Source organism: Thalassobaculum sp., assembly GCF_040219615.1.
Taxonomy (GTDB): domain Bacteria; phylum Pseudomonadota; class Alphaproteobacteria; order Thalassobaculales; family Thalassobaculaceae; genus Thalassobaculum_A.
In genome coordinates this window covers 21602-35365 of the sequence record NZ_JAVJSE010000008.1, presented here as the reverse complement: position 1 = coordinate 35365, position 13764 = coordinate 21602, and the positions used below count along the sequence as shown (strand labels likewise).

Sequence of the window (13764 nt, the reverse complement as noted above, 5' to 3'; positions counted from 1 at the left end):
CGCTCACTCAGCGGTCGTCGTGCGCAGCTACCAGGGCGCTCAGATCGGGGCCGTCGCCGCGCTGCTGGGCGTAGGACAGCACCTCAGATTCATAGTTGATCAATGCTTTACAAGTCTTTAACGCACGATAGTACTTTCCGGCGTTCACATCCTGAACGATATGCAGCAGGGTCTTGCGGACCTCCTTGAAGGTCGTCGCCTCCATGAAGTCCTCGATCAGCTTGATGAAGATCGGATAGTATTGCTTGCGGTCCTGGTCATCGAGATACATCAGGAGAATCGTAAAGTATATGCGTTTGGCCGGAGTATTAGCGTCATCCTCCTGCATGATATCTTTGCCGAGGAGGATGGTAGCTTCATTCTGCAGCACGAGTGAGGCGCCCTTGTTCCCGGCGACCATGACGGCCCCGTTTACGACGAACTTCTCACCCGGCTTGATGTTGACCTTGAGCGGCATAAGCTAAGTGTCGCATGGAGCCCCGCCCTGTCAAGCCACGCCCATCCGGGCGCGCCTGTCGTGAGTGACAGCCGTGACCACGCCTAACGCGCTCCTGGCACGCGCGGTCGCCGCGCATCGGAACGGCCGAATCGGGGAGGCGGCGACCGAGTACCGCAACATCCTGGCGATCGATCCCGGTCACGCAAGGGCCCGGCACCTGCTCGGGTTCGCGCTCCTGCAGCTGGGTTCGCCGGACGAGGCGGAGCCGATGCTGACCGAGGCGCTGCGCCGTTGGCCGAAGGCCCCCGACGCATGGGCCCATCTCGGTCTGGCGCTGAGTCGGCTCGGCCGGGCGGCGGACGCCAGGACCGCCCTGCGACGCTCCCTCCTGCTGGCCCCCGCCCTGCTGGACGGGGCCGAGGGCCTGCTCGACGTCGCGTTCGAAAGCAATGACGGATCGACCGAGAAGCTCGCCGACAGGCTCGTCGTCCTCGCTCCCCGCCGGCCGGCGGGATGGCACCGGCGCGGGCTGTCCCGAATCCGCCGGGCGCCGGACCTCCCGGCGGTCGCCGAAGCCGAGCGGATCCTGCGGCGCGCCGTCCTCCTGGTGCCGGACGACGTTCCGGCACTGACCGATCTCGCCGACACCCTGCGAATGCTGCGCCTGCCTCAGACCGCCTGGCGGGTCGGCATCCGGGCTCTCCGGGCGAGCCCCGGCTCGTCGGCCGCGCGTGTCGTTCTCGCCGCCGCGCTGGTCGATCTGGACCGGGCAGAGGCGGCGGAGAAGACGGCCATGGCCGCGGCCACGCTGTCGCCCGCGGCCACCGGCGGATATGGAAACCTCGCGCAATGCCTCTACGGCGAGGGTCGGTTCGACGGCGCCGTCGCCATGGGGCGCCGGGCCTGCACCCTCGCCCCCCGCGATCCCCAGCTGTTGGCCAACCTCGCCACCTATCATCTGGCGCGGGGCGACCTGGAGCGGGGCTGGCCGCTGTTCCGGCACCGGCCGGCGCGGCGCCTGCTGGCCCGCTCACCGGGATTGCCGGCCGCCGCATGGAACGGCGGGCCGGCCCCCCGGTTGCTCGTGCTTGCCGAGCAGGGACTCGGCGACGAACTGCTGTTCGCGTCCTGCTGGCGCGATCTGGCCGCGATGGTCCGGGACGGCGCGCTCGGCAGCGCCGCGGTAGAGATCGATCCGCGGCTGCGGCCGTTGGCGACGCGCTCGTTTCCCCGCATCGATTGGCTCGACCGCCCGGGCTCTCGCGAGCGCCGCTATCACCAGGTCGAGGCGACCCATTGGGTGGCGGCCGGGGATCTGCCGACGCTGCTGCGACGCCGGATCGCCGACTTCCCGCCGACGGCCGGATACCTGGTTCCCGACCCGGCGCGCGTCGCCGGGTTCCGGGAGTGGCTGGCTGTCGAGGCACCGGACCGGTACTGCGTGGGATTGTGCTGGCGGTCCGGTCTGCAGACCGCCGACCGGGGCCGGTACTACCCGCCGCTCGAAGACTGTCGGCCGTTGCTCGATGTGCCGAGGATCCGGCTGGTCGCCCTGCAGTACGACGATTTCACGGCGGAGATCGCCGCGGCCTGGCCGGCGGACCGCCCTTCGCTGCTGATCCCGCCCGGACTCGACCGCCGCGACGATCTCGACGGCGTTGCGGCACTGATCGCGGCGCTGGACGCGACGGTGACGGCGGATACGGCGGTCCTCGCCCTGGCCGGAGCGGTCGGCGCTTCGACCCTGTCGTTCGGCCGCCGGGCGACCTGGGTGGCACTCGGTCAGACGAGTCCGCCCTGGCACCCGTCGGTCGTCAGCGCCCACCGGGCGCCGGACGAGACCTGGATGGGCCTGATGCGGCGGATCGCCGGCAATCTTCCGGTGCGGCCAAGGGGCGCTGCGAACGGCCGGCCGGTGTAGGGGAGAATCGGCGCCAAATAAAAAGAACCGGGCGGTGGGACCGCCCGGTTCGATGTGTTTCTCGTCGTTCCGGGATTAACGGAACAGGCCGAGCAGGCCCTGCGGCCGCTGGTTGGCGATACCCAGCGTCTGGATCGACAGCTGCTGCTGCACCTGCAGAGCGGTCAGTCGGGCGGACTCGCGGGCCAGATCGGCGTCCACGATGTTGCCCAGGCCTTCCTCGGTCGCATCCGAGATCTGCTCCAGGAACGAGGTCTGGAGATCCAGGGCGCGGACTTCCGCGCCGAGTGCACCCAGGGCGGTGTTCACCACCGACTCGAGCGCCGCGTACTGCGTGGTCAGAACCGCCTGCGCAGACGACGCGCTGCCCGTGGAAACCGCGGCCAGCGAGCCAACCTGGGTCCGAAGGTCCTGCGCGGTCAGCGTCAGGGTGCCGCCGGACAGGTTCGACAGGGTGTTGATGCTGACGCTCGTACCGGCGGTATCGAGCAGGTTCACGCCGTTGAACACGGCGTTGTCGATGAAGTTGGCCGCCTGCGAGAGCAGCTGGTTGAAGTCGTCCGTCAGAATCGCGCGCTGCGCCGTGGTGATGCCCTCGTTCGAGAGCTCGGTCAGCTTGGTGCGGACGTTCTGCAACAGGTCAGAGACCGCGGTGGCGCCCGCGGTGGCGACCTTGCCGATACCCTTGGCGTTGTTCAGGCCCTGCGTGACGGCGCCGATCGCCTTCAGCTCGCCCCGGATACCCTGGGCGATGGAGAAGTTCGAGGCATCGTCGAGCGCACCGGAGACCCGCAGGCCGGTCGAGACACGGTTCTGCGTGACGTCGAGGTCGCGGTTCACGGAGTTCAGGGTCCGAAGCGCGACGAACACACCAGGGTTGGTGTTGATTGAGTTCTGAACAGCCATTTTGGCCTCCTCTTTCTAAGGTTGGGCATTTTGCCCAGAGCGGGGCGAACCCCAGAGCACCATAGAAAATGCACATCACGCACCGCCGAGTCAATCGAATAAAGCTCGATCGACACCATGCGCTGCGGTCAGGCCAGGAGGCGTGTCCAGACAGTGGTTTAAGTCGTAAATGAAAGGTTAAGCTATTGAACAGGCTGTTCGATCAGTTCTCCTTCTCTTGCGTTTCGCGGGATGACGGGGTGAGGCGCCGCCCCACCCCGCGTCCCGTGTGCCTCGCCGGTTAGCCGAACAGACCCAGCAGGGTCTGCGGCCGCTGGTTGGCGATACCCAGCGTCTGGATCGACAGCTGCTGCTGCACCTGGGCGGCCGTCAGCTTGGCCGACTCGCGGGCCAGATCGGCATCCACGATGTTGCCCAAGCCTTCCTCGGTCGCATCCGAGATCTGCTCCAGGAACGAGGTCTGCAGTTCCAGAGCGCGGACTTCCGCACCCAGCGAGCCCAGGGCGGTGTTCACCACCGACTCCAGGTTCGAGTACTGGGTGGCCAGAACTGCCTGCGCAGACGACGCACTGCCCGTGGAAACCGCGGCCAGCGAGCCGACCTGGGTCCGCAGGTCCTGCGCGGTCAGCGTCAGGGTGCCGCCCGCCAGGTTCGACAGGGTATTCACGTTGACGCTCGTACCGGCGGTATCGAGCAGGTTCACGCCGTTGAACACGGCGTTGTCGATGAAGTTGGCCGCCTGCGAGAGCAGCTGGTCGAAGTCGTCCGACAGGATGGAGCGCTGCGCCGTGGTGATGCCCTCGTTCGAGAGCTCGGTCAGCTTCTGGCGGACGGTCTGCATCAGGTCGGAAATCGCGGTGGTGCCCGCGATGGCGACCTTGCCGATGCCCTTGGCGTTATTCAGGCCCTGCGTGACGGCGCCGATCGCCCTCAACTCGCCCCGGATACCCTGGGCGATGGAGAAGTTCGAGGCGTCGTCGAGCGCACCCGCAACCTTCAGGCCGGTCGACACGCGGTTCTGGATCTGATCCAGCCCACGGTTCACGGTGTTGAGGTTACGGAGAGCCACGAAGGAACCCACGTTGGTGTTGATTGAGTTCTGAACAGCCATTGTCTTGATCCTCGTTCTAAGGGTGACGTCGGCGTTTTGCCGACCTGAACGGAACTAGCCCGTCTAATCGCCATGAAACACGAGGTTCGGGAAAGTGTCAAGCATTTAATTTGAATTTTACGCAAATGCTCTTCTTTATAAGACGGGCCCTGCGCGGCGCTCATGCACGAGCCGTACCGGCAGTCGCAAACCGCGGGTCCCGGGACATCCCGAGGTTCGGCCGCCGCCAGCGGCGGCCTGGAGCCGACCGCCCGGCCAAACGCCCCGGCAAGGACTGCGCGCTCCGCCCGGCAGGATTTGCCCCGATCGGCAGAACTTGCCGGGGCGGCATCCGCCCGGACGCGACAAACCGTTGATTTCCCGCCGTTTGTTCGCCGACGCGGATCTGGCCCGCGATTTGCTCCCAACTGGGCGGACACGAATGACCAGGTGACGTCATGGACCTCAACCCGCTGGATCCCAGGGCCGCTCATACCTCCACCGGAGGCGCTCGCCGCGGCAATGCCGGCGACAGCGGGTTCCGGGGCCTGATGGACCTCATGGCCCACCTGTCCGCCGACGCCGCGCCGCGGTCCGAAGAATATCGGCGTCCGGCCGAAGACCGGGAACACCGGGCCGAGCACGCCCAACCGGCCGCGAAGAACTCGAACGACGACCCGCGACCCGCCGCCAGGCCGGCCCGCGACCGCCGGGAGACCGAGGCCGAAGAAGGTACCGGCACGCCGCCGGCCCCTGCCCACGAGACCCGCCCGGCCACGGCATCGACCGGACCGACACCCGGCGGGGACAGCTCGGCGGCGGCGATCGAGCTGGCAGCCGCATCCGATGTGGATGCTGCCCCCTCGGTCCCGGCATCGACCCCGCCTCCCAGCCGGGTCGGCGTTCCTGCAACCGAAATGCCCGCTTCAGCGACGGCCGCCACCCCGGCCGATCCCGCCCGGGCTGCAGCCTCGGGCGGACAGCCGGTGCCGCAGCACGGCAACGTCCAGGCTGCGACCGCCCAGGCGCAGGCCGAACAGGCCCCGGCCTCCCAGGCCCCGGCTTCCCAGGCTGCGGCTTCCCAGGCTCCCGCCGCCGGATCGCCCGCTACACAAGCTACTGGTAGCCAGATCCCCGGTGCGCAGGCGAGCGGTGCCCAGGCCAGCGGTGCCCAGGTCAGTGGGGGGACCCAGGTCAGCGGGGCCCAGCCTGCGGCAATCGACGGTATGGATCTGCAGGCACCGGCCACCCAGCAAGTACAGGTCGCCCAGGCGAAACCGGGTCAGACCGCGCAGGGCCAGGCGGCCCAGGGTCAAGGGCCTGCCCAGCAGCCGGCCGTCGCGGCCCATCCGACCGCTGCCGCGGCTGTCGAGGCGGCACCACGACCGACCGCCCAGGGCAAGCCGACGGCACTTCCGGGCGACGCGAAAGTCTCGGTCGAGCCAGGGACGGTCGTTGCCCGCACCCAGGGTGTCTCGGCAGCCGTCCTGGTCCAGGCCCATATGGCCGCGGTCGGCGACGCGAACGGCCGGTCCGGCGGTCTCGCCGGTCAGGGTCTGGGCGGACAGGGTCTGGTCGGGCAGGGTCTGGTTGGACAAGGGCTTGTAGAGCAGTCCCTGGCCGGCCAGGGGCTCGCCGGTCAGGTCGCCGCCCCGCAATCCGCGCAGCCGCTGCATGTCGGCGGCGGCCAGGCCCTGTTCGTCGGCGCCGATGCCGGCGACGGCCAGGCCGGCGCCCAGGCCGGCGGCGGTCAGAACGGTGACGGCGGTCAGGCGGGCCAGAACGGCGGCCAGCCCCAGAACGGCGGCCAGGCACAGGCCGGCGGCGGCTTCGCCTTCGGCACCGCGACGATCGGCCAGCGCGGCTTCGGCGGCGACGCCGCCCGGGCACAGTTCCAGGAAATTCTGTCGACCCGCACGGCCCGCGCGCCGTTGCAGGGGTCGGGCGCCACCACGCCCGGCGGGACGACACCTCTTGCATTCACGGCCGGGCCAGGCGGACCCCAGAGCACGCTTACCACCGCCATGGCCTCCCGGGCGGAGGCGACCGCCCAGGGTCGACCCGGTGCTTTGGCGAGCACCGCGGTCGGCCAGGTCGCCATGAAGCTCGCCGGCACGGCTGCCGATGGCGGCGGCCGGGTCACCATCCGCCTGAACCCCGAGGAATTGGGCAAGGTCGACGTCAAGCTGGAGTTCAGCCGCGACGGCTCGGTCCGAGCACTGATCAGCGCCGAGCGGCCGGAAACCCTCGACATGCTCCAGCGCGACGCCCGGGTGCTCGACAAGGCGCTGCAGGAGGCCGGGCTGAAGACCGACCAGAACTCGCTGCAGTTCAACCTGCAGGGCGGCAATGGCCAGCCGGCCGGTCGCGACGACCAGCAGACGGCGAAGCTCGACCGCGAGCCGACCGGCGGCCCGGACAACGCACATGATGACGAGGTCGATACTGCCTCCCTGCCCGACGCCGGCGGCGTCAGGGCGGACGGCAGCTACGACCTGGTCGCCTGAGGAGACCAACCATGACCGACGTCAGCGCGATCGCCACCGGCGGCACCAAGTCCAGCGCGTCCTTCGAGAAGCTGTCCGGTGACATGGACATGTTCCTGACGCTGCTGACCACCCAGCTGAGGAACCAGGATCCGCTCGATCCGATGGACAACGCCGAGATGACCAACCAGCTCGTGCAGTTCGCCAACGTGGAACAGCAGATCACCCAGAACCAGAATCTGGAGCAGATGATCACCTTGCTGAACGCGCAATCGGCGGCCAGCGCGGTGGGCTACATCGGCAAGGACGTGCAGTACACCGACAGCACGACGACGTTCTCGGGCGCGCCGGTCACCTTCGGCTACGCGCCGGCCAAGAGCGCCGACATCCTCACCGTCAAGATCGTCGACTCCGACGGCAAGACCGTTCGGACCATCGAGGGCGAGAAGTCCGCGTCGCGTCACACCATCACCTGGGACGGCACCGACGACGACGGTGCCACGGTCCCGGACGGTGCCTACACCTTCGTCGCCACCGCCAAGAACGCGGACGACGAGGTCATCGAGGTCGATACCGACATCACCGGCCGGGTCACCGGCTCGGCCCTCGACTCCACGGGCAGCTACGTCCTGGTCGGCGACCTCGCGGTCGACGTCACCAAGATCGTCGCGGTCAAGGAACCATCGGCGGCGTCATAAGACGCACGTCAGCAACCCGGCAGAACGCCACGGAGCAACCCTCTCAGTCACCCACAGGAACCGGGTGCGTCAACGGAGGCAACAACAATGAGCATTTACGGCGGTATGTTCTCGGGTGTGTCGGCGTTGGCCGCGCAGTCCCAGGCGTTCGGGATCATCTCGGACAACATCGCGAACGTGAATACGGTCGGCTACAAGGACACCACGGCGCGCTTCCAGACCCTGGTGACCGAGTCGATCGCCAACACCCGCTACTCGCCCGGCGGCGTGCTGGCGCGTCCCTTCGTCAACCCGGAGAAGCAGGGCCTGCTGCAGGGTACCACCTCGCAGACCGACCTTGCGCTCGTCGGCGACGGCTTCTTCGTGGTGAACGTCAACGACGATCCGGTCAACAACGGCGGCGACTACCTGCTGACCCGCGCCGGCTCCTTCACCGAGGACGAGGAAGGCAACCTGGTCAACAACGCCGGGTTCTTCCTCCAGGGCTGGCGCACCGACTCCTCCGGCAACATCGTCAATGCCACCACCAAGGACCAGCTCTCCAGCCTGGAGACGGTCAACCTGGCGGGCTTCACCTCGGTCTCGAACCCGACCACCACCGCCAACCTGGCCGCCAACCTGCCGGCCAACGCCACCACCAGCTCGACCCAGACCACCAACCTGACGATCTACGACTCGCTCGGCATCGACCACCTGCTGACCATCAACTGGACCAAGAGCGCGGCGGCCAACGTCTGGGACTACTCGATCGACGTGACCAACAACGCCGGCACCAACACCGCCGGCATCGTGACCGGCACCCTCGGCTTCGACCCGGCCGACGGCACGATCCAGAGCATCGACGGCGCAAGCCCTGCGAACGGCACACTGGCGCAGACAACCGTTGCCATCAACGGCACGACAACTGCACCGGACGAGTTCGTCAGCGGCGCCGACGACTCAAGCATCGTGATCAACTGGGGCACGGTCGGCCAGAGCAACGGCATGAGCCAGCTGTCCGGCCAGTACGAAGCCACACTGCTCAACCAGAACGGCTCGTCGCCCTCCACGCTGATCGCTGTCGAGGTCGACAACGAGGGCATCGTGACGGCCCGGTTCGAGAACGGCGACACCCGCCCGATCTACAAGCTGGCGATCGGCACCGTCCCGGCCTCGACCGAGCTGAGGAGCGAGAACGGCAACGCCTACAGCCTGTCGAGCGGCTCGGGAGACCTGCTGCTGACCGAGGCGGGCTTGCAGGGCGCCGGCCTGATCGAATCCTCCGCCCTGGAGTCGTCGACGGTAGACCTGTCGGACGAGTTCGCCGACCTGATCATCACCCAGCGGGCGTACTCCGCCGCCACCCGGCTGATCACCACCGGCGACGAGCTGCTGAGCGAAATCATCAACGTGAAGCGGTAACACCTAACCCCGCACCCGTTACCGCTCGACCTGACCCCGGCCACGGCCGGGGTCATTTTTTTGCGCGGGCGGAATGAATTGCCGGCAACCACCGACACATTAGTCATTTTTTAACGGGCCTTACCCACACTGACGTCAGGTTCCAACGGGTTCTGACGGACATGAGCGGACAAACGGCAACCAAGACCCCGACCATCGTGAAGCGGCAGGTGACCGGTCCGAACGGCACGCCGATCGGGCTCGACGATCTGCCGCCGCCGGAAACCACCCGCTGGGTGATGCGTCGCAAGGCCGAGGTCGTCTCCGCGGTTCGCGGTGGCCTGCTCACCGTCGAGGAGGCCTGCGCGCGCTGGAACCTGTCGCTCGAGGAGTACGAATCCTGGCAGCGGCTGATCGACCGCTACGGCGTCCGCGGACTGCGGGCGACCCGCCTGCAGCAGTACCGCGGGGCCGACCGCCGAAGCGTGAGCAACGACCGCCGCTAGTGGTCGAAATCGGCCACTAGGCCGAGCCGCCTCCCCGCTCCGCCACCAGTCTCGCGACCGTGCGAAACAGTCGTCCCCAGGGATCCGCCATCCGCTTGCCGACCGGCGTGACCGACGGGAACCAGGGATCATGGCCGTTGACCGGGTAACCCGGCGGCACCGGCCGGCCGTGGAACTCGACGGTCGGCACGCCGACGCCGCCGGCGATGGCGGCGACCGACGTGTTGGCGCTCACGACCATGTCCAGCGCGGCGCTCAGCGCGGCCGAGCCGGCCAGGTCGTCGAACAGGTCAAGGCCGTCGATCACGTGAACCTGGACGCCGAAGCGTTCCCGGATCTCCGCGAGCTCGGCGGCGCAATCGTCATACTGCAGGTTCACGAAGGTCACGCCCGGAACCGCCAGGATCGGCCCGAGTTCGGCCACCTCCGGGTAGAACTCGGCGCGGGTACGCCCGCGGGCCCGGCTGCGCCAGCACAGGCCGACCGTGGGCCCGGGAGCGATCGCGGCGACCCGCCGCCCCAGCTCCGCCACCCGGACCGGGTCCGCCTGCAGCACCTGCCGGCGCTCCGGGAACCGGTCGGCTCCCATGCGGAAGTGCCGGCCGAGGCTGCCGGTCGGCAGGACGATGTCGAAGTCGTCCAGCCCGGCCTCGGACGCCTCGCCCGGTACCGGAAAGGCCCGCACCGTCGCCGTCGGGAACGACCGCTGAAACAGCGGCTGCAGCTTGGCCGCGCATTCCAGGGTCACGGTGGCCCCGCGGCCGAGCAGATCCGGGACCATGGTGGCGAACCGGACCTCGTCGCCGATCCCCTGCTCGCCGAACACCAGGGCCTTGCGGCCATGCAGGTCCTCGGGCAACGGATCCGGCGCCCTGAACAGGGCCGGCGGATGGTGAAAGCCCTGTGTCGCATACCGCCAGTCGTAGGACTGCCAGCCCTCCTGCCACTGCCCGATCCAGTTGAGGTTGACGGCGCCGTTGAACCGCGCGCCGGCGAGCTGCGGGTTGCCGGCCAGGGCCTGGCGGAAGAACCGCGCCGCGGCACCGTACTCGCCGACCCGATACAAGGTGGTAGCGTAACTGGCGGCGACGTCCGGCGAGTTCGGGTTGAGCCGCAGCGCTTCCCGCAGGTGCGGCAGCCCCTCGAACGGACGGTCGGCGAGATTGAGCGCGCTGCCCAGGTTCTGGCGGATGGCGAAATGGTTCGGGTTGAACCGCACGGCCTTCCGGTGGGCCTCGATCGCCTCGTCCCAACGGTCCATCTTCTGCAGCACGTTGCCCAAATTCGACCAGTAGCTGCCGTTCCCGGGATCTATGTCGATGGCCTGGCGGATCAGCGAGGCCGCGGTATCGAACAACTCGACCCGGCTGGCGAACAGGCCCATGCCGAGCAGCGCATCCGGATGCCTGATATTCTCGTCCAGGACCGCCCGGAAGCCGCTGCGGGCGCTTTCGAGGTCGCCCCGTTCCAGGGCCTGCATCGCGGCCCGGACCTCCTCGGCGTGACGCCGCACCACCGGGTCGGCCGGATCGACCCGCGGCGCCCGCGGCGCGGCGGGCGGTCGCCCGGTCTGTCTGCCCCCGCTACGCCGGGCCATTCTCCCTCCCTGTCGGGCCGCGTGGCCGCTCCCACTTCACCCGTACCCGTAATGTACCGCCGTAATTCATTGTTCTTTTTTACAGATAAGCATGATAGCGTTGCTAGGAAAATTTTGCCCAGTGGGGCTATCCAAAGCTAGCAAGATTTTGTATAAAATTTTAGACGTATTTACGTAACGGCCTTCGCCACAGGCGGCGGCCCCGCGGGGAGTGACGGGCATGAACCCCTTCGCCGACCTGATCCGGAACCTGGGCCCGGTGCGGCTCGCTGCGTTGGCCGGCACCGGCATTGCGGTTGTCGGCTTTTTCATCTTCCTGGTCTCGCGCCTGTCGACCGGCAGCATGTCCCTGCTCTACGCCGATCTCGACCCGGCCGACGCCGGGTCGATCGTGCGCGAGCTCGACACCCGCGAGATTCCGTACCAGCTCAAGGCCAACGGCACCCAGGTCTTCGTTCCCTCCGACGATGTCCTTCGGCTGCGCGTCTCGCTCGCCGAGCAGGGCCTGCCCGGCGGCGGATCGGTCGGCTACGAGCTGTTCGACAAGAGCCAGGGCCTCGGCACCACCAGCTTCGTCCAGAACGTCAACCTGGTCAGGGCGCTGGAGGGAGAACTCGGGCGCACCATCTCGTCGATGCGCAACGTCCGCGGCGCCCGTGTCCACCTGGTGCTGCCTCGCCGCGAGCTGTTCTCGCGCGAGCGTCAGAAGCCGAGTGCGTCGGTCGTGCTGCAGCTGCAGGGCGGGCAACGGCCCGGCAAGGAGCAGGTGCTGGCGATCCAGCACCTGATCGCGGCCGCCGTGCCGGAGCTGAACCCCGAAGGCGTGTCGATCCTCGACGACCGCGGCGAGCTCCTGGCCCGCGGCTTCGGCGAGGATTCCCAGACCTCGCTGGCGATGCTGAACGCCGAGGAAATGAAGGCCGCCTACGAGACCCGGATGCGCCGCGCGATCGAGGAGATGGTCGAGCGCACGGTCGGGCTCGGCCGGGTCCGCGCCGAGGTGACCGCCGAGGTCGACTACGGCCGGGTGGTCGAGAACACCGAGCGCTACGATCCGGACAGCCAGGTCGCGCGCTCGACCCAGACCATCGAGGACCGCGCCGAGTCCAACGAGACGGCGCGCGAGGACTCGGTCACCGTCCAGAACAACCTGCCGGAGTCGGCGGTCGACTCCTCGGGCGGCAACGGCACCCAGGCGCAGACCTCCAACAACCGCACCGAGGAGACCGTCAACTACGAGATCTCCAAGACGATCCGGCAGCGGACCAAGGAGTCAGGCGAGGTCCAGCGCCTGTCGGTGGCCGTCCTGGTCGACGGCGCCTACACCCGGAACGACGACGGCCAGCGCGTCTACGTGCCGCGCACGCCGGAGCAGCTCGAGCAGATCGAGACCCTGGTCAAGTCGGCGGTCGGCTTCCGGGCCGATCGTGGCGACACGGTCGAGGTCGTGAACATGGAGTTCGTGAAGCTCGAGCCGACCGACATCGACGACGGCGCCTTCCTGTTCGGCATCTCGAAGGAAGAGTTCCTGCAGCTCGCCGAGGTGCTGGTGCTGGCGGTGGTCGGACTGCTGGTCATCCTGCTGGTGGTGCGCCCGGTGCTCACCAGGCTGTTCGAGAGCATGCCCACCACCCTCGCCTCGCGCGGCGGCGGCATGATCGGCCAGGACGGTCAACTGGCGCAACTCGCCGGGCCCGGCGCGACCGCCGACATGGCGGAGCTGCTGGACGGCGAGGACGAGGCCGAGGAAAGCCTGCTCGACCAGATGATCGACATCAACCAGGTCGAGGGCCGGGTCCGCGCCTCGTCGCTCCGCAAGATCGGCGAGATCGTCGACAAGCACCCGGAAGAGGCGGTCGCCATCATCCGCAACTGGATGTACCAGGAGGCCCAGTGATGCCGTCGGGACCGTCGATCCATAGCCTCCAGGGGACCGTCTGACCATGCCGCGCCCCAGGCCGTTCACCTTCGACTACAGCTTCGACAACGGTGCGGACGACCGCCGCAAGGCGGAGGAGATCGCCAAGCGGCGGGCCGCCGCGGAGGCCGAGGCCAACCGGCCGCCGACCTTCTCGGTCGAGGAGATGGAGCAGGCCCGCGCCGAGGCCCACGCCCTCGGCCGCCAGGAGGGCATGGCGGATGCCATGGCCGGCATCGAGCAGCAGGTCGGGCGCACCCTGGACATCCTGTTCTCGCGGCTTCCCAAGGTCTTCGAGCAGCACGCCGCCTGGACCAGGACGATGGAGGCGGATGCCGCCCGCCTGTCCATGGCGCTGATGCGCAAGCTGGCGCCGCAGCTCTCGCGCGACCGCGAGCTGCAGGAGGTCGAGCGGGTGATCCGCGAGGCCTTCGGGTTCCTGACCGAACAGCCGAAGGTCATGGTCCGTGTCGCGCCGGCCCTCGAGGAAGCGCTGCGCGACAAGGTCACGCTGATGGCGTCGCGGGTCGGCTACGAGGGCCAGGTGGTGCTGGTCGGCGACCCGGAGCTGCCGACCGACGACTGCCGGATCTCCTGGCAGGCCGGCGCCGTCGAGCGGTCGCTCGACGAGACCTGGGACCAGATCGACCAGATCGTCGAGCGCGCGCTGTCCGGCCAGCCCGTGCGCGAGCGCGGCGAGCGCCTGGACGCCGCCACCGTGCCGGACACCGATGAAGCGGTGCCGAATGCCGACGATGCCGAGATTCCCGACCCCGATGACTCCGCTGCGGGCGACGATGCCGAGCAGCCCAGCTGAACCAGG

11 protein-coding genes are annotated in these 13764 nt (G+C 68.4%); 7 read left to right on the top strand and 4 right to left on the bottom strand.

The window, feature by feature from the left end; translation table 11 throughout:
• Positions 1-7: 7 nt before the first annotated feature.
• Positions 8-457 (bottom strand): flagellar biosynthesis repressor FlbT, encoded by a 450-nt coding sequence (gene flbT, locus RIC31_RS03220; protein ID WP_350103133.1) that lies wholly within the window; start codon positions 455-457, stop codon positions 8-10.
• Positions 458-530: 73 nt separating this feature from the next.
• Between flbT and RIC31_RS03215 the strand changes: the two genes are divergently transcribed.
• Positions 531-2360, top strand: a complete 1830-nt coding sequence (locus tag RIC31_RS03215; RefSeq protein ID WP_350103130.1) for a tetratricopeptide repeat protein — start codon at positions 531-533, stop codon at positions 2358-2360.
• 75 nt (positions 2361-2435) lie between these two features.
• Here the strand turns inward: RIC31_RS03215 and RIC31_RS03210 are convergent, their stop codons facing one another.
• The gene (locus RIC31_RS03210; RefSeq protein ID WP_350103126.1) at positions 2436-3266 is read right to left on the bottom strand and encodes a flagellin; all 831 of its coding nucleotides are present in this window, start codon (positions 3264-3266) and stop codon (positions 2436-2438) included.
• A gap of 280 nt (positions 3267-3546) precedes the next feature.
• Positions 3547-4377 carry a flagellin gene (locus RIC31_RS03205; RefSeq protein WP_350103121.1) on the bottom strand — a complete coding sequence of 277 codons (831 nt, stop codon included), beginning with the start codon at positions 4375-4377 and terminating at the stop codon, positions 3547-3549.
• A gap of 437 nt (positions 4378-4814) precedes the next feature.
• Here RIC31_RS03205 and RIC31_RS03200 point away from each other — a divergent pair, with 437 nt between their 5' ends.
• The 4 genes from RIC31_RS03200 to sciP all read left to right on the top strand — a co-directional run bounded on the left by RIC31_RS03200 (position 4815) and on the right by sciP (position 9426).
• A complete protein-coding gene (locus RIC31_RS03200) occupies positions 4815-6863 on the top strand; it encodes a flagellar hook-length control protein FliK (protein ID WP_350103118.1) in 2049 nt (682 codons plus the stop codon).
• Between the two features lie 11 nt (positions 6864-6874).
• Positions 6875-7540, top strand: a complete 666-nt coding sequence (locus RIC31_RS03195; protein ID WP_350103114.1) for a flagellar hook assembly protein FlgD — start codon at positions 6875-6877, stop codon at positions 7538-7540.
• A gap of 87 nt (positions 7541-7627) precedes the next feature.
• A complete protein-coding gene (locus tag RIC31_RS03190) occupies positions 7628-8941 on the top strand; it encodes a flagellar hook protein FlgE (protein WP_350103108.1) in 1314 nt (437 codons plus the stop codon).
• A gap of 161 nt (positions 8942-9102) precedes the next feature.
• Entirely contained in the window at positions 9103-9426 is a 324-nt protein-coding gene (sciP, locus tag RIC31_RS03185; RefSeq protein ID WP_350103105.1) for a CtrA inhibitor SciP, read from the top strand.
• Positions 9427-9442: 16 nt separating this feature from the next.
• On the opposite strand, the gene RIC31_RS03180 is transcribed toward sciP, so the two are convergent.
• Entirely contained in the window at positions 9443-11023 is a 1581-nt protein-coding gene (locus tag RIC31_RS03180) for a tetratricopeptide repeat protein (RefSeq protein ID WP_350103103.1), read from the bottom strand.
• A 220-nt stretch (positions 11024-11243) separates the two neighbouring features.
• Here RIC31_RS03180 and fliF point away from each other — a divergent pair, with 220 nt between their 5' ends.
• On the top strand, positions 11244-12920 hold the full coding sequence (fliF, locus tag RIC31_RS03175) for a flagellar basal-body MS-ring/collar protein FliF (RefSeq protein WP_350103099.1): 1677 nt from the start codon (positions 11244-11246) through the stop codon (positions 12918-12920).
• Positions 12921-12966: 46 nt separating this feature from the next.
• Positions 12967-13758 (top strand): FliH/SctL family protein, encoded by a 792-nt coding sequence (locus tag RIC31_RS03170; protein ID WP_350103097.1) that lies wholly within the window; start codon positions 12967-12969, stop codon positions 13756-13758.
• Positions 13759-13764 lie beyond the last annotated feature (6 nt).

Coding starts and splice junctions, on each gene's coding strand:
- flbT (WP_350103133.1), bottom strand. CDS start 457: ATGCCGCTCAAGGTCAACATCAAGCCGGGTGAGAAGTTCGTCGTAAAC.
- RIC31_RS03210 (WP_350103126.1), bottom strand. CDS start 3,266: ATGGCTGTTCAGAACTCAATCAACACCAACCCTGGTGTGTTCGTCGCG.
- RIC31_RS03205 (WP_350103121.1), bottom strand. CDS start 4,377: ATGGCTGTTCAGAACTCAATCAACACCAACGTGGGTTCCTTCGTGGCT.
- RIC31_RS03200 (WP_350103118.1), top strand. CDS start 4,815: ATGGACCTCAACCCGCTGGATCCCAGGGCCGCTCATACCTCCACCGGA.
- RIC31_RS03195 (WP_350103114.1), top strand. CDS start 6,875: ATGACCGACGTCAGCGCGATCGCCACCGGCGGCACCAAGTCCAGCGCG.
- RIC31_RS03190 (WP_350103108.1), top strand. CDS start 7,628: ATGAGCATTTACGGCGGTATGTTCTCGGGTGTGTCGGCGTTGGCCGCG.
- sciP (WP_350103105.1), top strand. CDS start 9,103: ATGAGCGGACAAACGGCAACCAAGACCCCGACCATCGTGAAGCGGCAG.
- RIC31_RS03180 (WP_350103103.1), bottom strand. CDS start 11,023: ATGGCCCGGCGTAGCGGGGGCAGACAGACCGGGCGACCGCCCGCCGCG.
- fliF (WP_350103099.1), top strand. CDS start 11,244: ATGAACCCCTTCGCCGACCTGATCCGGAACCTGGGCCCGGTGCGGCTC.
- RIC31_RS03170 (WP_350103097.1), top strand. CDS start 12,967: ATGCCGCGCCCCAGGCCGTTCACCTTCGACTACAGCTTCGACAACGGT.